This window comes from Chromobacterium sp. Ag138 (assembly GCF_055181315.1).
In genome coordinates, this window is the sequence record NZ_JBUPWA010000001.1 from 4687452 (window position 1) to 4706981 (window position 19530).

Here is a 19530-nt window from a genome sequence, read left to right on the forward strand (position 1 = left end):
CGGCGCGTCGACCGCGCCGGTGACGTTGACGCGGATGGAGCGGCCCACCTGATCGATAATGTCGGCGATGTCGGGTTTGGCCGACTTGGCGCCGCCGTCGGAGTCGGCGTCCGCGAAGGCCAGCTTGTCGAAACCGATCTGGGCGTCGAAGTTGTAGCTGGCGTTCTGCCAGTTTTGCAGCATCACCTTGCGGGTGGCTTCGTCGGGGGTCTTGCCGGCCAGCGGCGTGGCGCAGCCGGTGAGCAGGGCGAGGGAGGAAAGAGCGGCGGCGGCCGCCAGTTTCATGCGGGTCATTGTGGTCAAGGTCCTGTTAATGTCCATGGTGCGCGATCTTGGCGGATCGTCTGGGTATCCCGGGATTATATCGCAGCTGAAATGACTATGCTTTTGACCTGCGCGCGCGGTCGACGGCTGGCAGGCGGCCGACCGGGCGAGCGTCAGCTGAATTTGTTGGTGATCGGGTAGCGCCAGTCCTTGCCGAAGCCGCGCGGGGTGACGCGCGGGCCCACCGGCGCCTGGCGGCGCTTGTACTCGTTGATCTTCAACAGCCGCACCACGCGGTTCACGTCCGCCTCGGCATAGCCGGCGGCGATGATGTCGGCGGCGGACTGGTTATCCTCGACGTAGCGCGCCATGATGGCGTCCAGAATCTCGTACGGCGGCAGGCTGTCCTGATCCTTCTGGTCCGGACGCAGCTCGGCCGACGGCGGGCGAGTGATGATGCGTTCCGGGATCACGTCGGACACGGTGTTGCGCCAGCGGCAGAGCTCGAACACCAGGGTCTTGGCCACGTCTTTCAGCACCGCGAAGCCGCCGGCCATGTCGCCGTACAGCGTGCAGTAGCCGGTGGTCATCTCGGACTTGTTGCCCGTGGTCAGCACTAGCTTGCCGCTCTTGTTGGACAGCGCCATCAGCAGCGTGCCGCGGATGCGGGCCTGCAGGTTTTCCTCGGTGGTGTCCATTTCCAGGCCGGCGAACGACGGCGCGAGCGCGGCCATGAAGCTCTCGTACATCGGCCAGATCTCGATTTCGTCGTACTTCACGCCTAGGCGGGCGATCATGTCGCGGCTGTCGGTCACCGAAATGTCGGCGGTGTAGCGCGAGGGCATCATCACCGCGTGCACCTTGTCCGCGCCCAGCGCGTCCACCGCCACCGCCAGCGTCAGCGCGGAGTCGATGCCGCCGGACAGGCCCAAGAGCGCGCCGGGGAAGCCGTTCTTGCCGATGTAGTCGCGCACGCCGACCACCAGCGCGCGGTAGACGCTTTCCAGCGCGTCCGGCAGCGCGGCGCGCTTGCCGGGCTGGAAGTCGCCGTCGGCGTAATCGACCAGCAGCAGTTCGTCGTCGTAGGCCTTCGCCTGGGCGACCACTTCGCCTGCCTTGTTCAGCGCGAACGACGCGCCGTCGAACACCAGTTCGTCCTGGCCGCCCACCAGCTGGACATAGGCCATCGGCAAGCCGGTTTCCTCGACGCGGAAGCGCGCCATCTGCTGGCGGGTTTCGATCTTGTCGCGGTGGAAGGGGGAGGCGTTGAGCGCCACGATCAGCTCGGCGCCGGCGTCGGCGGTTTCCGCGGCCGGCTCCAGATGCCAGATGTCCTCGCAGATCAGCACGCCCACCTTGACGCCGTTTTGCTCGAACACCAGCGGCGCGGCACCGGGGGTGAAGTAGCGGCATTCATCGAAGACTTCATTATTGGGCAACTGCATTTTGTGATACTGGCCCAGCCGATGTCCGTCGCGCAGCACGGTGGCGGCGTTGAAGCGCTCATTGCCTATCCGCGCCGGATGGCCGACGATCACGGTGATGCCGTCCAGTTGCTCGATGGCGTCCAGGCCCTTGGCCACCTCGCGGTAGAAGCTGTCGCGCAGCAGCAGGTCTTCCGGGCTGTATCCAGTCAGCGCCAGTTCGGGCGTCAGCAGGATGTCCGCGCCCTGGGCCAGGGCCGCGTTGGCGAGGTCGACGATTTTTTTGGCATTGCCGGCGATGTCGCCGACCACGGGGTTGAACTGGGCGAGTGCGATACGCATCTTGAGAGGGCACCGATGATTCTTGATCGTTCGATTTTACCTGAACAGGCTCTCAGAAAGGAAAAGCATTGCAGCTGCAACTGTATGACGGCGTGGCCGCCATCGCGCAACCGGCGTGGCCGGCCGGCGAGGGCGCGGAGGTGTTCGTCGGCTGCGAATGGCTGGCGGCGCTGGAGGAAACCGGCTGCGTCGGCGGCGAGACGGGCTGGCGGCCGTTGCCGCTGGCCTTGGAGCGCGACGGACGAACGGTGGGGCTGGCGCCGGCCTATCTGAAGCGGCACAGCCGCGGCGAGTACGTGTTCGACTGGTCCTGGTCCGAGGCTTACGCCCGCGCCGGGTTGGACTATTACCCGAAGCTGGTGGTGGCCTCGCCGTTCACCCCGGTCACCGGCAGCCGGCTGCTGGGCGGCGCGGACGAGCAGACGAGTCTGATCGCCGGCCTGCGGCAACTGGTGGACGACAATGGCTTGTCGTCGGCCCACGTGCTGTTTCCGACCGCGGAAGAGGCCGGCCGGCTGCGGGAAGCGGGCTGGCTGCTGCGCGACGGCGTGCAGTTCCATTGGCGCAACCGCGGCTACGCCGATTTCGACGACTTTCTCGCCACGCTGAGCCGCGACAAGCGCAAGAAGATACGCCAGGAGCGGCGCAAGGTGGCGGACGCCGGCGTGGAGGTGCGCGCGCTGGATGGCGGCGACATCGCCGCGACGGATTGGGAGCTGTTCTTCCGTTGCTACCGGCAGACCTATCTGGAGCATGGTTCCCTGCCTTATCTGAACCTGGAGTTTTTCCGGCGGATAGGCGAGAGGCTGGCCGGGCATTGCGTGATGTTCATCGCCAGCCGGGAAGGGCGCGGCATCGCCGCCAGCCTGTGCGTCCGCGACGGCGACGCGCTGTACGGCCGCTACTGGGGCGCGCTGGAGGAGGTGCCCTGCCTGCATTTCGAGCTGTGTTATTACCAGGGGCTGGAGTACGCCATCCGCCAGGGGCTGGGGACGTTCGAGGGCGGCGCCCAGGGCGAGCACAAGCAAGCCCGGGGCTTCGAGCCGGAGCGGACGGTTTCCGCCCACTATATCGCCGATCCGCGCTTCCGCTCGGCCATTGCCGATTGGCTGCGGCGCGAGCGCGACGGCGTGGCTGATTATGTCGATCAGTTATTTTCCCATTCGGCTTATAAAACACTTGCGCGGGATGAGTAGGGCTTATATACTGCGCAGCCTCTGTGAACGAAACGCCCAGCGTATCGATCCAGGGTTCTGGAGAGGTGGATGAGTGGTTTAAGTCGCACGCCTGGAAAGCGTGTTTAGGTTAATAGCCTAACGGGGGTTCGAATCCCCCCCTCTCCGCCAGAATTCATTACGGAATCGCCTGGCGGTTTCGACAATTTAGCAAGACACCTCCGGAGAGGTGGATGAGTGGTTTAAGTCGCACGCCTGGAAAGCGTGTTTAGGTTAATAGCCTAACGGGGGTTCGAATCCCCCCCTCTCCGCCAGTTGCACATGAATGAGGGCACCGCATGCGTGGTGCCCTTTTTCATTGTCAGCGCTGCCTCCACCATCCCCACATTTGGCCCCACCAGGTTCGCTTCGTCGGCGTAGATGCGAATTTCTTGCACGACGAGGTGGAAGAAAGCCTTCGCTTCGTCACCATCAGGGTTGTCCAGTATGGATAGTACGGCGGAGCGGAATGCCGTGACATCAATGTTGTTGATGATGTTGTCTGGTAGCACAACTGAGACTTTGGTGCTATGCAGCTGTGCTGTTAACTCCTTAAGCTCGTCCTGCCAAGCTTGCATGCGTTTTCTGAGGCTGCTGTCGACGCATATCTTGTCGTCTTCCACAAGCTTGTAAAGGTTGTTCAGTTTTCTAGTGACCTCTGCTGCGGTCTTGGCGAGTTTTTGGTGTTCTGCACCTTGAGTCATGCGAAGGTGGCTTGCGTGCATGCGACAGTCATCAAGAATCTGCTGTAGCCGGCGCTCTGTCAGAACGTTCTCGATGATGCTCCTGAGGATGAGCCTTTCAAAGCGCTCGTACGGAACGTTTGGGCTATTGCAAATTGAGCCGGAGATGGTGCTGCGCCTGTTGCACTTCAAATAGCGATACCGGCCGCTCTTCCCTGTAGTAATGTGCATTGGGGAATCGCAATAACCGCATCGGCAAAGCCCAGTCAACAAGGTTCTGGGCGTTACGTGCAAAGGAGGGGTTTTCCTCGGGGACCGTGAGACTCTTCTGGTGGCCACTCGTGAAAACCGTTCCTGGTCAATAATTATAGGTACGGGGACGGCTATAAAGGAGGGCTTGTTATTGTCGCCTAAGATTGTGCCATGGCTGCGTTCTGGAGTAGTGACTTTGTTGTGTCGTGCCCATCTCGCCCCAAATTCATAGACGCCGGTATAAACTGGGTCGCTTAGAATTTTCTGAACAGTCTGCACTCGCCAAAATTGCCCTCGATATAGGCACTTCGCATTTAAATGCTCAACTATTTTTTTCATTCCTATCGGAGCGGCATTAATTCCTTCGTAAAGGTCAAATATTTCTTGTACGATAGATGCCTCGGATGGGTCTTCAACGAGAATTTTTCGATACCCCGTGTGACCAATTGCCTTGGTTTCCTTTGTTTTATATCCGTATGGGGGTTTGCTTCCATTGAAATTTCCTCTTCTGGCATTTTCCTGCCGAGCACGCTGTACGTGCTTTGAGTTCTCTGCAGAATTCATCTCGTCCACTAGGCCATAAAAGAGCGTAACGAATCTACCGATTGGGCTCTCATCAACGTCTTGTGTGACAGATACGAGGCGTGCGCCGACCTTGCTTAGCGTGCGGAGATATATAGCTAAATCTGTCGCATTACGGAAGGCGCGAGAAAATGAGTGGACAATAACGGCTCTTATTTCTCTATTGCTTTCCAATATTGTTTGAACCATCTGACGGAAGGCTGGCCGGTTATCGTCCGTTGCTGACCGGCCTTCATCAATATACTCACCTAATACGGTGTAATCGTGTGCCTTGCAGTATGTACGCATACGCTCTAGTTGGTCTGGTATTGAAAGGTCTTTTGCTGCCTGCCTCTCTGTTGAAACGCGTGCGTAGAGGACGACAGACATATTTTCGGTTGTGTTTTCAGTGCTGGTCATGTGGGCTCCTTCCATCCGTGAAGCCTTAGTGAAACAATATGTAACACGGCTTGCCTAGCAAGGTTCCGTATCTGAGTATTATCAGTTGGTTCTATCCAAATTTCCAAATTCAGAAAACATTTGCAGCGCAGCGATAATCTTTCAGAAATGAAGATGGTTATCTCTAGATATTCTATTTTTGCGTTGTTATCTATTGTGCTTCTCTGGGGTGGGAGTGGAGTGATGTTGTCAATATCCTGCGCTAGCACTAGATGCTTAATTGGTTTTCGATGGCTTTTTGATTTTGGTTGCCGTAATTTAATTTTTAATTCAGTCATGGCAACCTCGGGTTTGATTAAAATAAAAATCACTTGGCATAGCCTAGTGACAATAATCATTTTTTATTTTAGAGCGTTTTCAATTTGAGTCAACGTTAATTGTTGAGTCCGCGATTGTGCTATTTTTGAATTTCTTGGTATATTGTTTTCGACAAAATTGGCATGTTTCTCATTTGTTCTTGCAGTGAGCTAGCTTAACTCGATGTGTGGAAGGCGTAATATTTAGGATAAAATTAGCAAATTGTCGACTGCTGCGTCGCGCACCAAGAGGTCTTCCCGGGGGGGGTGAGTAAAGGAGCTTTCGTGCATGATGCTGCGTATATCAGGTAATAGCTTTCCGGTCGAGTTGGTTTGTTTCTTTAGCTTTATCGTTGTTCCACGTCCGGCTCTTCTGCGCTGCTCGGTGTAGAACTCGTAACAAGCGGCAGCATATTTATCTCTTATTGGCGGTTTTGGATTTAATAGACATAATAATGCCGGTTGTTGCGGGTGGCCCGAGTGAGCGGATTTGGAGGGGCACCATGAACAAGGCGAGCAGTGCGCAAAGGCACTCTGCAGAAGATTGAGGCAGAACTTGGCGAGCGATTGGAGAAATGCAGGGGCACCGGAACCTGTGGGTAGGAAAATGTCTAGCCTCAGCTGTCTGATTCCTGCCGAATTGCTCTGTTGAGCCAGTTTTTTTGTCTGGAAAGTGTTCTATTCGACGTGGTCTTGTCTGAATTTTGTATGATTCTGACGGCGGCTCATGGGAAGGAGCCACATTGTCGAGGACTGGAGATTTAGTGGCTCCAGAGTATAGCCATTTGCTAGATGCTATCAGGTGCCTCAGACGCGGGGAGTGTTGCCCTGTCCCAGACTTGGAACAAGGTGGCAAGGCAACGAGCACTAGGAGGGCAGGTACTAGCTCGCCGTGGTCAGATAATCACCTTGGCTTCCTGGCTTTGCTGGCCCGCTGACGTGGGACGGCCGTCCTTGTCACCATGAGAGGATTGATGCTCGGGATAGGAGCAATTGTCTCGAACCACGATTCCCGCCCCAAGACCCGAACCACCTGAATCAGCGTGCGTAACGATGACCCACTGCCGCTTTCCAAGTTTCGCAGCGTGCGGACACTGATGCCCGCGCGGGCGGCAATCGTTTTTTGGTCGAGGTTGCGATGTATTCTCAGCGTCTTCAACCGTTCGCCTAGTTCCTCTTCTATCTCGTCGACCGTTTGAGACTTGATAACCGTGTTCATCGCCATACCCACCTCCTGAAAGCTGCTCACAACAACGGGCAATATTTTTCCTCTTATACATGAAATTGGCTAACAAGCGGCACATTTTTGCTGATTGTTTCGAGGTTGAATGCCTTTGCTACTGCCTGTGTCAGCGTTTTTTTTCATTGGGCGCGCGACAAGCCAGCATCAGTTGCAGCACGCTCGGATTTCCCTTGGCCAAGCGCTCCACCTCGGCTAAGTAACCAAAACGTTGATGCAGTGCTAGGGCTATGGCGCATGAGCGGGAAAATCCACCTTCGCAATGCACAACTAATGAATGAACGTCACCAGGCAAGCCATTCACGAAGCCAAGGATTTGGGAGGCTTGAGAAGGCGTGAACGCATTTTGAGCTTTTTGTTGGGCCTTCTTGGAGAGCGAGGAATTCAGGAAGTCCACATCCGCGAAGCTCAGGCGGAGCAAGTAGGCGAAGCCGTCAACCGCTGCAATCGGTCGCTCTGGCGCAGTGATGGAAATCATGGCTACCGCTGGCAAACGGGGCAGTTTTTCCGCTTCAGGGCGAGATAACGCGAATACCTGACGCCTCCCATCCTTCGGTGGGTGGTACAGCTTATCGACTACCTCTTTGAGACGTCTCACAGTCCATCCCCCATCCCATATATACGTGTGCTCAAAAGTACATGTCGTCTGACCGAATCATAGCGTGCTCTGGGAGGGGGGAGGAGATAGACTTTCAGTACTGGGCAAGTTTGACCAGCATAGTCTCAATTACCAGGCTGATGGCCCCCTGGTTTCAAGCGGTATCATCCATTTTGAGAAGTATCAAAACCGCAGATACTTCTTGATACCTGCTACCGATAGACCTGTGCCTCAATGTCGTCAAGCTACGGAAAAAGCCTGCCCTTATTGCGCGTCCACGAAATCCTGACCTTAGCCCTCAATGGACTTTGTTGCATAACTCAAAATCATGAAAGTACGGTGGCATGTTTGGGGTGGATAATTTCACATCAGTATCGGCAACTTTCTCGGTGTTTTTTGCCGTGCAGCGGCACAAAATTTAATTATGCAACAAAGCCTCGGGCAGGGAGAGACTGGTTCCGTCATAAGAACCGGGGTGTTTCATTTGAATGGACGTTGGGTCTGTGATGGCTTGATTGAGGGTCTCGTTTGGTTAGGTCCCAATATTCGTCGTGATGTGACGTCCATTTACCAACGGCTGCGCCAAGACGGCAAATTCAGCTTGGGGCCGACTTCGATTTAACCGTAGGGCGAATAATAACGGTATCGATGCCGCCTGAGTTTATGTGTCGCTATACGGGAACGCCAGAAGGTCACCTGCTAATACTGGTAGTATTCTTCCTCTTAATGATTCAGAAATGACCAGTAAAAGCTATTTTACCAGTTATTGCGAGGGGTGATGTACGTGGCTCATGGCAATGTTACTGCCGCACCAACTCCCTTCCAGATAGCGTTCCAGGATTCACATTTCATGCCCCCGATGATGCAAGAACCTGAATGCTAACCGCCGTGTGCAATGCCGCTGGATAGAAGGGCCGCCCTATCTATTGATGGGTTTCGGTGATGCAGCGATTGCTGCCGGCGTGGACGAGGTGCTAACCACCTGCGCGACGAGGAAAGCTGATGCGGGAGAGATTCTGAGACATCCGGCGCGCAGGAGAAGGCAGGAGGGGTGCGTATTCCGGAGAATCTGACCATTTGTGCCGGTCCACGCTGACCACCTCCGGTACTCTCTGCTGGTTGCGACCGATATCGATTGCTCTGCCGTCGTCACGACTTTGGGCTTGCCAGCCGAGTCCGGCCTGGAGTTGACGTTCAAAAAACTGGGGATGCAGCCATTTGAACATCTGCTTTGCTCTGAAACCTGCCCGCCAGCGTATGCATGCAACTCAGCCGAAGCGGCCAGTTATGCCCCTGTGCTAGTATTGCAGCTATCGGCCATGATGAGCCCTTGCGCATGTTCCGCCCGCCGACTGGTTCGGGCTGATAGGCGATGTTCGATGCTGCTCCGTGAATGTCGGCAGTCGCAGAAAAGCGCCACAGACGGGGGCAATGAGTCAACGTCCAATTAGCACTCGATGCAGGTCTTCAGTGGCGATGAGCGATGTACACTGGCCCATGCTTGAGTCAACTAAATTGTCAGGTAGCAGCCTGTGTCGGATGCTTGCACAAAGTGCTAGGCACCATTCCGGGATGAGTATAGATGGAACGGAAGAAAAGTGAACCCTTGCCCCTCGGGCTGCCGGAACAGGTCGATGGACTTGCGACGGCGCCCTCGGACCGGGGAGATGAAACCCAAGAGCGGTTTCGCTATCAATGGGCCATTGGCGTGTGGTTGCTAGCGCAGAGCCTCACCGGCAAACGTCCAATTCGCGCTCTGTGGTGTGAGCATCACGAAGACTACCTGTTGGAGTTGCCAACCGGCCGGTACATTGCCGTCCAGGTCAAGACGGACAGCCGCGAGAACGCGCACTGGCGATGGAGTGACGATGCGCTGGTTGACTCTGTCACACGGTTCTGCGCTTTCGAGAGGACGCATGGAGCTGTCATCGACGGCTACGAGTTCATCTCAAACGCGGCACCCTATGTGCCGGCCGCCACGACAAAAAGGGCGGGCTCGCTTGCAGCGAGCCCTGACCGCCTCATTCAGTGCTGTTCCCGGGTCTCGACCCATTCAGAGGTGGAAGAACCATACAAAGCGGCCTTTGCAAGGCTGCACGGCAAGACCGGCGGCGATGCAACAGTGCTCTTTCAAGTCCTGCGCAAGCTTAAATTCGCACAGGGGCCGGTCCTTCGGGGGTATGACGACACCTTAGCCGCTTCGATTGTTCCTGAGTTGCCTGGCTGCGCCGGGCTGACAACGGTTTCGTGCTGCCGCTTGAGGGATGAACTGATAGGGCTGGTTCAAGCTGCCTGCAGACTGCGAGTCGATGGGATAGATGGCGCTGTCGCGTATCTAGCTACGAACGGTCGGCCTGATGCTGCAATACGAGGGAAATGCATAACTCCAGAGTCGGCGGCCGAGTCCGTAGCTAGGGTTCGCCAGCCAATCTTCCGGTTTGTCGACAGCGGAGCAGGCATAGACATCGGTGCCACGACTGGCCGAGCCGAAGTGCTGAACCGTAAAATGCGGAATGCCTATCTTGGTAGTCAATTTGAGCCATTACGCATGCGAATGGACTCGGCAGACCAGCGTTTGATGGAGCGAGCGTTACTGGAACCCGATGACTTTGACGCCATCGCGAATCAACTCGTCAAAACTGTGCTGGTCGAGTGCAAGGACGTCGAGGCGATGACCTTTGACCATGCTGACGAGAAGACGCGTGGCCTCGCGATTTACAAGCAAATCCTGCAGCGAATGGATAGCCTTTCGAAGGAGGAGCCTGAGCGCGTGTGTCGTGAGCCGAAAGACACCCTGATGGGTATCGCCGGCATGCTTTCAGGCGAATGCAAGTTCGCATGGGGCACCCCGCTGGAAGAGGAAGCCCAAGATGGCGCTTGAACTTGCCCGTGCGCTCGCCGCGACAGAACGAGATGACAACTTGCACATGGCACGGCTACTACTGCTGATGGCTGCGCACGCGGGCGACAAAGGCCGCCCTGTCGAGGGGTTAACGAAGCTTGCAAAGCTGGACTTTCTGCTGCGTTATCCCAACTGCCTTGAGCGTGCGTTGACGTCTGTCGGGAAGGATCCGGCCAAGGCAGAGGTGGCCGAGTTTGAGCGCACGACCATTGAAAGCAAGATGGTTCGGTTCCGATATGGCCCCTGGGACCACAGATATCGCCGGTGGGTCGCGTTGATGGAGGCCCGAGGACTCGTGGCTGTAGATGTTAAGGGGAAGACGGTTCAACTCTGGCCTACGCCGGAGGGACAAGCTATGGCTGCTGCACTCGCGGACCAAGAACCACTTGAAGACCTTGCCATCCGCGCGAAGCTCGTGGCCAAGAGTTTTGGCAATCGCAGTGGGACGGACTTGAAGAACTTTATCTATGCAACTTTCCCTGAATTGACCGACATGAAGTGGGGGGAGGAAATCGCCATATGAGAATAGCTTTAAATAAGCTCCATTTGTCGCTCCACAAATCGATTGAGCGAATCGACTTGCCTGGTGTTGTCTACTTCTTCGGCCCCATCGGGTCCGGAAAATCGAGTATTGGACGGCTCATCGATTTTTGCCTTGGTGGCAGCTACGCCTGGACTCCTGCTTTGCAGGCGGAAATGGTCTGGGCAGCTTTGGAAGTGTTAGTCAACGACGTTCCCGTGACCTTGTATCGTGATAGGGACTCGAGTCAGGTGATGGCAGCTTGGCAAGAAGGGGATGAGACTCTGCAGGTTCTGATTCCGGCAAGGAAAGGGACTAACGAAGTTATGCCCAACTCGGGCGTCGCGGTTTTGTCGGACCTGCTATTCCATCTTGCGAAAGAGGAGCCGCCGTACGTACGTCGGCGCAAGGGAACACCCGACGAGCGCCTCGAGCGCTTGAGCTTCCGGGACCTGTTTCGTTTTTGCTATCTTGACCAGGAGGGGATGGACAACGTCTTCTTCAGACTGGACTCTGACAACTACGCAATTCGTGCAAAGAGCGTCGATGCTTTGCGATATGTCCTCGGCTACCGCACGGAACAGGTCGCTGAGTTGGAGTCGCACCTTCAGGAAGTCCGCGAGCAACGCTTGGGGCTGTTGTCCGGCGCTCAGGCGCTTGCAAAGGCGCTGATGGATGCTGGCCTTGAGGATATCAATGCCTATGACGAAAAGATTGAATCGACCATGGCTGAAATCGACCGCGCGCGCGCGGCCGCACAGGCTGCGAGGCAGCAACGTTCGCCAGCGCCGCATGCTGCGGAGGAACTGCGTGACCACGCGCGACGCCTTGCCCAAGAACAGATTGCGCTTGAGCAGGCCTCTTCGGACATCGACCTCCGCATCGGAGAGCTTGAGCGTCACACCAACGAGCTTCAGATGCTTTCGGTTCGCTTTCAGCGAACAGCTTCCGCTCGGATGGTTCTGGGAGGCGTTGATTTTTCGTCGTGCCCTCGATGCACCCAAACCCTCCCGGGACGCGAGGCCCGGCTCTGTGCGGTTTGTGGACAGCCTGAGCACATCACCGATGCAGAAGGGGCGCTCGGCGAATCCGTGGTCAACGAGGACCTGCGCGCTCGTCAAGCAGAGCTGAAGGAGACCTTGGCGCGTATGCGTGCTCAAAAGCGGTCCGTTCAGTTGCGCGCGGCCGAAATAGCAGCGGAGCGCAGCGCAGCGGACCGTTCGCTGGAGGTCAGACTGAAGGAGTATGACTCAGCGTTCCTCTCTCAGGCATTGCAGCACGAGCGCGTGGTAGCCACTCTGGAGCAGCGACTTGATTCGATGCTGAGATACCGAAAGCTGCCAGACGTACTTCAAGAGCAACAGGCGCAGGCAGAGGCATTGAAGATTGACGAAACCGAGTTAAAGGCCAAGCTGGAGGCAGCCAAGAAGTCGGCTTTCAATGACCGAAAAAACGTTGAGTTACTGGGCGAGCTCTTCCTAGACTGCTTGGTGCGGGCGAAGTTTCCGGACGTTAGAGCCGACTATCGTGTGGAGATTGACCCCACGACTTTCTATCCTCATATTCCCTTAGGGGCGGAGGAAGCACTTGTGGTGCTTTCCTTCGACAACGCTGGAAGCGGAGGAATGAAGGCGTTGTTCAAGACGTGCTACGCGCTGGCCCTGCATCGGGTCTGCGCTCGAGCGGGCGACGCCAGGTTGCCTCCGGTGCTCATTATTGACACGCCAACCAAGAATGTCAGCTCTGTCGAAAACCCCGAAGTCATCGCGGCGTTCTTCCGATTGGTTTATGAGCTTGCCGCAGGGGAGCTGGTCGAGACTCAGTTTGTCATCATCGACAACGAATTCAATGCCGTACCTGACGATATCGACCTGCAGATTAACAGTCGACACCTAGTCAATGGCGACCCTAATAACCCGCCACTCATTCCCTATCTTGTAGGGGATTTTGGTAGCAACTAGCCGCCGCGTTGGAGGAATCATCCCCGGCATGGGCTGGCTGTACCTCCTGAGGCGGTCAATAGCACCGACAGGTTCGGTGGTTGTGATGTCTGAAAGTTGCCCGAGACTGTGAATTCGGCAGTGGCACCTAGCATCAGCTATCGCGGCGTACCTGCCGTTTGTTTGTGACCTGGGCCGTGAGTGGTCTATCTTCTTCATGGTAGGGAAAGACCACACAGCTCTAACAGTGTCTCGGAGAGGTTATCGGCGGCATCTTGGCTCTTGCTCAAAAAACACACGCAAGAGAACAGGAGGAAGCTTGTCGAAAAGAAGCACGTCGTATAGCCGTTGTGGGCCCACTACATCGCCTAGTCAGCAGGCATCGTTCACTACTTGGAAGAAGCCGGGAATTCGCGAGCCGACATGGTCGCCGTCTTCCCGCGGGGGATTGCCTCCACGCAGCACTGAGCGGCTGAGCAGCTGGTTCATCGCGATACACGAGGTTTCGGGCACGAGGATGCAATCCGGGCACGCACCGGGGTTTTTTGGATTGGCGTCGCAAAGCGACCCCGAGTTGCACTGCAGCGTCTTGGGCAGCAGTAGATGGCGCAGGAAGCGCTCATTCTCGTTCCGCCACAGTGCAGAGAGATTGCCGAGGTCCATCGTGGTGCCGTTTCGATACACGACAAAGGCCAGGTCAGCAGGGAACAGATATTCCCCCAACGACCCCAAATCGAGACCCGAGTGTTCCGCAATAGCCTTCATGAGCACATGCGAGAACGAATGGAGCAGCGTGTAGGTATAGAGATAACTGGATGATGGCGCCCGGGCGGGGAGATGCTCCATATACCGTCCGAAGGGGGAAGCCCGTTCGAGCAACTTCGCCCCCAGCGGACCGTCTTCGGGTTTCCAGTCGAAAATGTCGTGGGGATTGAGCTCCCGCAGCCAACGATAGACCTGAACCTGGTCAAGCTTTACGTAGAAGGCTTCATTGGCCTGAGTGACGACGTAGAGGGGATGCTTTCCACCGCCTTCCGTTTGGATGGAAGGAAACAGGTTGAACCGCACGGGCATCATGCGCTGCCGCTTTTCGAAGGTCGGAACGGGCTGCATCCTCGAATAGCCATAGGTGAACCGGCATAGGTCGAATTCGCGAATCAGCCCCATGGTTTCGACGCCAAGCTGCTTGAGCCGCAAAGCCGTCGCTTTCTCCTGGGCTGCCTTTTGTTCATCATCATGCGGGGCCAGGTCGGCATCCAGATGCGTGAAGCGTACAAACGGCAGACGGCCACCGGTCCCCTTCGGTGCATGGAGCTTGGAGCGCCGCAACGCCTCGTGCTCGACTGCGAGGCGGAACGGGTCGTAGCGGCTTGAGAATAGCTCGCGCGCGTTCATCAAGCCCGTCAGCGCTCCGGGGAGCTCCGTAAGCGGTTTCAGGATTGGGGACGGCCCGGCGAACCAGCCGTCTACCGTTTTGGCCAGGTCGCTGTCGATTGTTGCGACCATGTTCTCCATCGTGCCGACCATGGAGTTACCGGAAGCCTGCGCGTCGGCGAGCTGCTGGTGGAACGTGTCCGATACCTTCTTTCGGCTGGCGTAGTCGGCCCAAACCGCACCCATGCCGCGCGCCTTGAGTTCCCGCTCCATCTCCGCGTCGGATGGGCGTGTTTTTCCGTAGCCGAAATACTCGGCGATGAAGGCTTCCAGGTCGCCGGCCTTGATGGGGTCCAGTAGCCCCAAGAGGTCGTCGCTCTCGGCGTCGAACAAGATGAACTGCTCGGAAAGGGCGTAGTGCGCGGAAGACGCGCGATAGGAGACCGGCTCCATACGCCCTTCAGAAATACGGTCACGAGCGAACTGGTCCCGAAGCACCTCGATGGTGACTTTATCGTTCTTGAGCCACCCGCCTTCGTCGATGAATCCACACTTGGGGTTCGCACACTTGAAGAACCATTTCCCGATACTCGGGGAGCTCGTGTCGAGGATGAATTCCTCGGAGTGGCAGTGTGAGCAGCGATTAATCGGCTCGCGCAACTGATTGCGAGTGCTGTCCCAGTCGTACTTGCTGGGCATCACCGGTTCCCAGTTTCCAGACCAGTGCACGAAAATCACATCAAGCTGCCGCCACTGGCAACTATGGCCGTGGTTCGCTCTGCATTGCCGTGCGGCCAGCGAGGACCGGGCCTTCTCGAACTCCACCACGGTCTTGAACCCGCGGAACAGTCCGCATGCGTTGCAGACGAATGTCAGGGGGGCCGGTGCGTATCCCATCTGCGAAGGAGAGACAAAGACAAACCTCCCCCGGTCTACCGGCTGAATCCCTGTCCGCTCGTTGTTGAGCAACGTCATGTCCACGCAGAGTTCAGGCGACACGGGGTGGCTCGCGTCGTTGGGACGGCAGTTGATGGCCCTGTTGAACCAACTGCTCACCGCCTCGTTCAATCGCCCAAGAATCTGGTTTTGCGTCGGGGGTGAAAGGCTGGGGGTCTGATAGAGGGCATTCGCGTCAGGAATGGCAATGCAGGCTCCCAGCCCCCCCTCGAAGGTGAAAAACGCACCCGGGGCGTAAGCACTGGCCAGCTGTCCTTGCGAACGGTTCATGGTTGGCGCGGCTGGGCGCTCGGGCGCGTCGTTATCGAAGCCGCCTTGGCGGGTCGTTCTGTGGTTCATTCTTCGTCTCCAGCCTCGGCGTAACCTCGTCGCATGAATGCCATCACGTCTCTCACGACATCGACCGGTAGGCGTTCGCCCCGCCATCCCTTGTGCGCCAGTTTGATGACCCCCGCCTGGTCGACGTCCCGCAATGAGGTCATGGGCTTTTGCAGGTTGTCGGAGAACTGCCGGAAAAAGTCCATCAACGACCCATTCGCATTCTGCTCACGGGCCATTTCCTCGAGCAGACGCCGAATCCGCGAATACAACTCGGCACGGTAGAACGCCTCAGCCTGCGGCGCGAATCCCTGCTTCAAACCAATGGCCAGATAGACGAACTCGGCAATAAGTTCGATGAACTGCTTCGAGTCCCGCCAGAAGGCCGGCATGAAGTCCCGTATGTATTCGTTAGTCTTCCAGTTGGGTTTCTGGTCATCCTCGGCGCGCAGGAACTCACTAATCGCCATCGTCCCACACACGCAGGACTGAAACACGCTCGGTACGACCCGAACGATGGCACGGGTCGCCCAGCGGTCGATGGCGGCCGGCTGGACCATGCGCTCGAGGAACCGATGGAACACATCGAACACCTCGATGATGTAACGGTCTCGGCGACGCTGTGGAGTGGGAATCAGCACGCAAAATCCGACATGCGTACGGCCCACACGGGACGAAGCTTGAATGTACTCGGCAATGTCAGAGGGCATGCCAGCGAAGAACATCGAATTGAGCTCCTCGACGTCGACGCCGTGGGAGACCGCTGAGGTGGCGATAATCGAACGCAGCGCATCCTGCAGCGGCGGCAGCGGCTCATCTGGTTGCACCCGCCGTTGGGCGGTCTCGACGGTAGCCTGAATTTCCCCCTGTTCAACCGAACCGGTGATGAGTCGGGTTACCAAGGCATCGAGCGTACGCCCGGTCGCCTTGTGGAGCTTGCGCACCTCTTCGGACTCCGCCGCCATGATTTGGTCACCACCCTTCTTGTTGGTGACGTAGGTCAGGGAAATGCGGTGCAGGTCGATAAGCGTGGCCAGCTCTTTCAGAGGGGCCTGACTAACTTTGGCGGCTAGTCCTGCCTGAATGCGCGACGGCGAAATGTACTCGGCGAGCTGACGCTGCGCGGCATGCTGCGTATCCGGGTCGTCGCTGGTCAGCGCCTCGAACAGCACCGTGACTGTGAGGTGGAAATTCGCCAGCACGGTCGTGGTAGTCGTGGTGTGCGGCCGGCCGTTGGTCATGAAGCCACAGTAGATGCGGGCGAGTTGGGCACGCAGCTCAATCCGGTCGTCGCCCAATGCGCAACGCTCGGCCTCGTCCGCCGGAGGTTCCTCCGGCAAGGCATAGAACGAGCGATGTAGGTCCGGTCCAGGGTAAGGGAATTGGACTGCCGGGATGTGACGCTGATAGAGGTGCTCGAGTTGTCGTTCAGGTTCGGACACCGTGGCCGAAGCGGCAATCACCTTCGCCCTACGGCGCTCCCCGTCGGATGCCGTGGCCACGATGCCTTCCATCCAGCGCCCGAGCGAGTGCAACATCGCATCCAGGGTCGATTCAAACAGCCCCGCGAACGTGCCGAGTGACTCGTCGAGCAGGTGCGCCTCGTCCTGCACGATGAGAGAGGGGAACGGGTCGTGAAAAAGGCGCGCTCCGTTCTTGTAGGCCGGGAACACCGTTTCGTAGCCGCCTTTCTCGGGGCCCGCCTTGAGGTCCGCTGGATTCGGCGCATGCAACCGCCCAGTCGCGGACTGATACCAGGGCGCTGTGCCCAGCATCCCGAGCACGGCGCGGATAGTTCGGGCCGAATGTCCGATGAGTGCCAGCTTATCGACGGTTCCCAAGAGCACCGAAGGCGCTAGGTCGTAAATGTCCTCGTCGCAGATGTAGAAGGGAATCGGCTGCACGCCGCCCGCATTGCACCGGCATGCTGGATTCGTACAGACATGTGCGAGGGTGCCGCCGAGCTCCGGGAACCGCCGCAGCCCGGTCATCGTGCCACAGAACGGGCAGGATGGGAGCTTGTTCCATGCCTGGTTCGCGGCTTTATAGTTCGCGTCGGCGTCGCGCAGCGCGGCCTCCGGTAGCGCGACGTCTTCGACATTCGGAATATCGGTGACGCCCTTGCTGCGGTGCCAGTTAGGCGAGCCACCACTGCCGACCCAGAATCCGATGGAGAACGCCTCCCCGCCGTACCCGTGGTCTTGTCGGACCAGCTCGGCCTCGGCGAGCACCCGCGCGGCGCGCTGCGCCTGTTGGATGGTCAACAGCCGCAGCGGATACCGAATCATCGCTGTCACGCCCAGCGCCTTTCCCCGCAGTCGGTCCAGGAACAGTGTGAACAGCAGCAGCCCGAAGAATGCTTCGGATTTGCCGCCGCCGGTCGGGAAGTACAGTAGGGTCACCGCGTCATCTCGGGACTTTACGTAATGCTGGGCAAACTCGGGCATGCGCGTCGCGGTCGCAGGCAGGTTCGCCAGGATGAACGCTATCTGGAACAAGCGCCACTGCGCGGAATCGTCCTTCACGCGCCTCTGCATCAGGTTCGCCATGGCTTCGTTCATGGCCAGCCAGGCCTCAAATGGCACCGCTCGCGCGTCTGTTTGCGGCCCGCGCTTCTTCCAGAACTGGGCTGACTCTTCGAGAATGGCGAGCCCCGCCTGGATGGCGGTCCCTTCCCTCTGCCAACTCCTCAGGTCTTTCTGGAACTGGCCCTGTTCACTTTCGATTGCCTGGGCGTCTCCCTCGATGCCCGTTTCGAGATTGACCTGTTGTGGAAGCATCTCCAGCCAGCTGGCAAAGGCAACGGGTATCGGGGTCAGACCCGCCAGGCAGGTCGGTTTCGAGAGCGCCCGCATGTTGCGGACGACACCAGCGTAGGTACTCGGGACGATGCGCGGCTGGCGATATTTGGGCATCCAGGTGGTGCTCAGCGCCACTTCGTCTACCGCGCTGTCGCGTTCTTCCACCCCTCCGTTGCATCCTATGGCGGCATAGCTTAAATGGCGGTTGTAGCGGTAGGACGGGTCGACACGCTCCAGTTTCAGCCGGCGGTGCTCCGCTTTCGGTAGGGCGATGTCCAACCCTACCTGGAACACCGCGGTCTCGACACTGTCGTCCCCACGTGCCGGTAAGGCTGACTGGTTCTCGAGCGCGATATGAACGTTGAGTCGGCTGGGGTCTATCCAGTCTGGGCTGACTTCGACCTCCCAGCGCACATTGAGGTCGGGCACCGCCGGCGGGGCATTGTTTGTCCGCAGCACCGCTAGGCAACGCGGCCAGTCATGGTACTCGCTGGGCAGGATACTGGTATGGCGCTTGTAGGCCCAATGGCTACCGCCGGTGTCTGGATGCGAGTCCAGTAGCCATTCCCGGATGCGCGTATCCACCGCGGTCTTCATCGCCGCCTCATGCGCATTGAGCGCCTGCGCGATACTGGTCGCCGAGCCCCGCACGTTCAGTTCAAGCGGCGGCAGCGCCACGTCCAGGCGGTACCATTTTTGCGGAATCTCGAGCGGCTCGAAGTCCGTATCGCGCAGCTGGTGGATGACGTCCTCGCTTGGCTGCGCAACTTCCGTCATGCCGCCCTCGTCCAGTTCTTGCTCGCCCATTCCTTCGGCCACATCGGGGTGGCTCGGCCGCGGCATCAGATTGACCATTGGTGGCAGGCCGAACTCCTGGCGAACCCGCTCCCGCACTTCATCTTGAATCTGCCTCCAGTTGGGGCACGCGGCACGGGTCTGGTACTGCGCCTTAAGCGGCTCCCAGGCCGCGTTCAGCGCATCTCGGACGGTGGTCCTGAACCGGGTCGCCACCTCCTGACGCATGCGCAGCCGGAAGCGGCAGTCGTCGCGCTCGCGCAAATCCTGTTCCGTCGGCAACACCCGGACGTAGACGCTCATTCGCGGCGTCAGGCGCACCAGCCCGGTTCCCGACTTTGCGACCTGCAAGTCCAGGCCGTGCCCCGAAATCCAAATCGGACTCGTCACCTCGTCGCCGTCGTCCAGGGCGCGACGCGGCAGCAAGAACCCGGACACCAAGATGCTACTGGGTTTGGCTCCGTACAGCGTCTGGCCGAATTCGCCACCGCCGGCAACGCGCGCGTACAGGATATTCAGAAACGAGTCGGCGACTGCTTCCTTCAACGAGGGGTCGATGTTCTGCGGGTTGGCGCGCAGCAAGGTCATGA

The 19530-nt window shown here is 58.1% G+C and carries 11 protein-coding genes and 2 tRNA genes; 6 read left to right on the top strand and 7 right to left on the bottom strand.

What is annotated here, in order from left to right; translation table 11 throughout:
* Positions 1-294: hypothetical protein (locus ACY3GB_RS21800; protein WP_463090578.1), on the bottom strand; the 294-nt coding region annotated here is incomplete at its 3' end.
* A gap of 143 nt (positions 295-437) precedes the next feature.
* Complete coding sequence (locus ACY3GB_RS21805) at positions 438-2030, bottom strand: NAD+ synthase (RefSeq protein ID WP_463090576.1); 1593 nt, start codon at positions 2028-2030, stop codon at positions 438-440.
* 68 nt (positions 2031-2098) lie between these two features.
* Between ACY3GB_RS21805 and ACY3GB_RS21810 the strand changes: the two genes are divergently transcribed.
* The 3 genes from ACY3GB_RS21810 (at position 2099) to ACY3GB_RS21820 (ending at position 3519) form a co-directional block, all read left to right on the top strand.
* Positions 2099-3226, top strand: coding sequence for a GNAT family N-acetyltransferase (locus ACY3GB_RS21810; protein WP_463090577.1), 1128 nt, complete (start codon positions 2099-2101; stop codon positions 3224-3226).
* A 59-nt stretch (positions 3227-3285) separates the two neighbouring features.
* Positions 3286-3376: transfer RNA gene (locus ACY3GB_RS21815), tRNA-Ser, on the top strand.
* A gap of 52 nt (positions 3377-3428) precedes the next feature.
* Positions 3429-3519, top strand: a tRNA-Ser gene (locus ACY3GB_RS21820).
* Here ACY3GB_RS21820 and ACY3GB_RS21825 read toward each other — a convergent pair.
* The 3 genes from ACY3GB_RS21825 to ACY3GB_RS21835 all read right to left on the bottom strand — a co-directional run bounded on the left by ACY3GB_RS21825 (position 3487) and on the right by ACY3GB_RS21835 (position 7333).
* Positions 3487-5160 (bottom strand): recombinase family protein, encoded by a 1674-nt coding sequence (locus ACY3GB_RS21825; RefSeq protein ID WP_463090579.1) that lies wholly within the window; start codon positions 5158-5160, stop codon positions 3487-3489. The genes ACY3GB_RS21820 and ACY3GB_RS21825 overlap by 33 nt on opposite strands.
* Before the next feature lie 1239 nt (positions 5161-6399).
* Complete coding sequence (locus ACY3GB_RS21830; protein ID WP_463090580.1) at positions 6400-6720, bottom strand: helix-turn-helix domain-containing protein; 321 nt, start codon at positions 6718-6720, stop codon at positions 6400-6402.
* 124 nt (positions 6721-6844) lie between these two features.
* Complete coding sequence (locus ACY3GB_RS21835) at positions 6845-7333, bottom strand: hypothetical protein (RefSeq protein WP_463090581.1); 489 nt, start codon at positions 7331-7333, stop codon at positions 6845-6847.
* Between the two features lie 1582 nt (positions 7334-8915).
* Here ACY3GB_RS21835 and ACY3GB_RS21840 point away from each other — a divergent pair.
* The 3 genes from ACY3GB_RS21840 to ACY3GB_RS21850 are packed head-to-tail and all read left to right on the top strand — an operon-like array spanning position 8916 to position 12716.
* The gene (locus ACY3GB_RS21840) at positions 8916-10214 is read left to right on the top strand and encodes a dsDNA nuclease domain-containing protein (protein ID WP_463090582.1); all 1299 of its coding nucleotides are present in this window, start codon (positions 8916-8918) and stop codon (positions 10212-10214) included.
* Positions 10204-10758: a hypothetical protein gene (locus ACY3GB_RS21845; protein WP_463090583.1), complete on the top strand. Its 555-nt coding sequence runs from the start codon at positions 10204-10206 to the stop codon at positions 10756-10758. The genes ACY3GB_RS21840 and ACY3GB_RS21845 overlap by 11 nt, the downstream gene beginning before the upstream one ends.
* A complete protein-coding gene (locus tag ACY3GB_RS21850; protein ID WP_463090584.1) occupies positions 10755-12716 on the top strand; it encodes a hypothetical protein in 1962 nt (653 codons plus the stop codon). The genes ACY3GB_RS21845 and ACY3GB_RS21850 overlap by 4 nt, the downstream gene beginning before the upstream one ends.
* 351 nt (positions 12717-13067) lie before the next feature.
* On the opposite strand, the gene ACY3GB_RS21855 is transcribed toward ACY3GB_RS21850, so the two are convergent.
* Both ACY3GB_RS21855 and ACY3GB_RS21860 read right to left on the bottom strand, forming a co-directional pair.
* A complete protein-coding gene (locus tag ACY3GB_RS21855; protein WP_463090585.1) occupies positions 13068-15365 on the bottom strand; it encodes a hypothetical protein in 2298 nt (765 codons plus the stop codon).
* Entirely contained in the window at positions 15362-19528 is a 4167-nt protein-coding gene (locus tag ACY3GB_RS21860) for a helicase-related protein (protein ID WP_463090586.1), read from the bottom strand. Before ACY3GB_RS21860 ends, ACY3GB_RS21855 begins: the two co-directional genes overlap by 4 nt.
* Positions 19529-19530: the final 2 nt, after the last annotated feature.

Coding starts and splice junctions, on each gene's coding strand:
- ACY3GB_RS21805 (WP_463090576.1), bottom strand. CDS start 2,030: ATGCGTATCGCACTCGCCCAGTTCAACCCCGTGGTCGGCGACATCGCC.
- ACY3GB_RS21825 (WP_463090579.1), bottom strand. CDS start 5,160: ATGACCAGCACTGAAAACACAACCGAAAATATGTCTGTCGTCCTCTAC.
- ACY3GB_RS21830 (WP_463090580.1), bottom strand. CDS start 6,720: ATGGCGATGAACACGGTTATCAAGTCTCAAACGGTCGACGAGATAGAA.
- ACY3GB_RS21840 (WP_463090582.1), top strand. CDS start 8,916: ATGGAACGGAAGAAAAGTGAACCCTTGCCCCTCGGGCTGCCGGAACAG.
- ACY3GB_RS21845 (WP_463090583.1), top strand. CDS start 10,204: ATGGCGCTTGAACTTGCCCGTGCGCTCGCCGCGACAGAACGAGATGAC.
- ACY3GB_RS21850 (WP_463090584.1), top strand. CDS start 10,755: ATGAGAATAGCTTTAAATAAGCTCCATTTGTCGCTCCACAAATCGATT.
- ACY3GB_RS21855 (WP_463090585.1), bottom strand. CDS start 15,365: ATGAACCACAGAACGACCCGCCAAGGCGGCTTCGATAACGACGCGCCC.
- ACY3GB_RS21860 (WP_463090586.1), bottom strand. CDS start 19,528: ATGACCTTGCTGCGCGCCAACCCGCAGAACATCGACCCCTCGTTGAAG.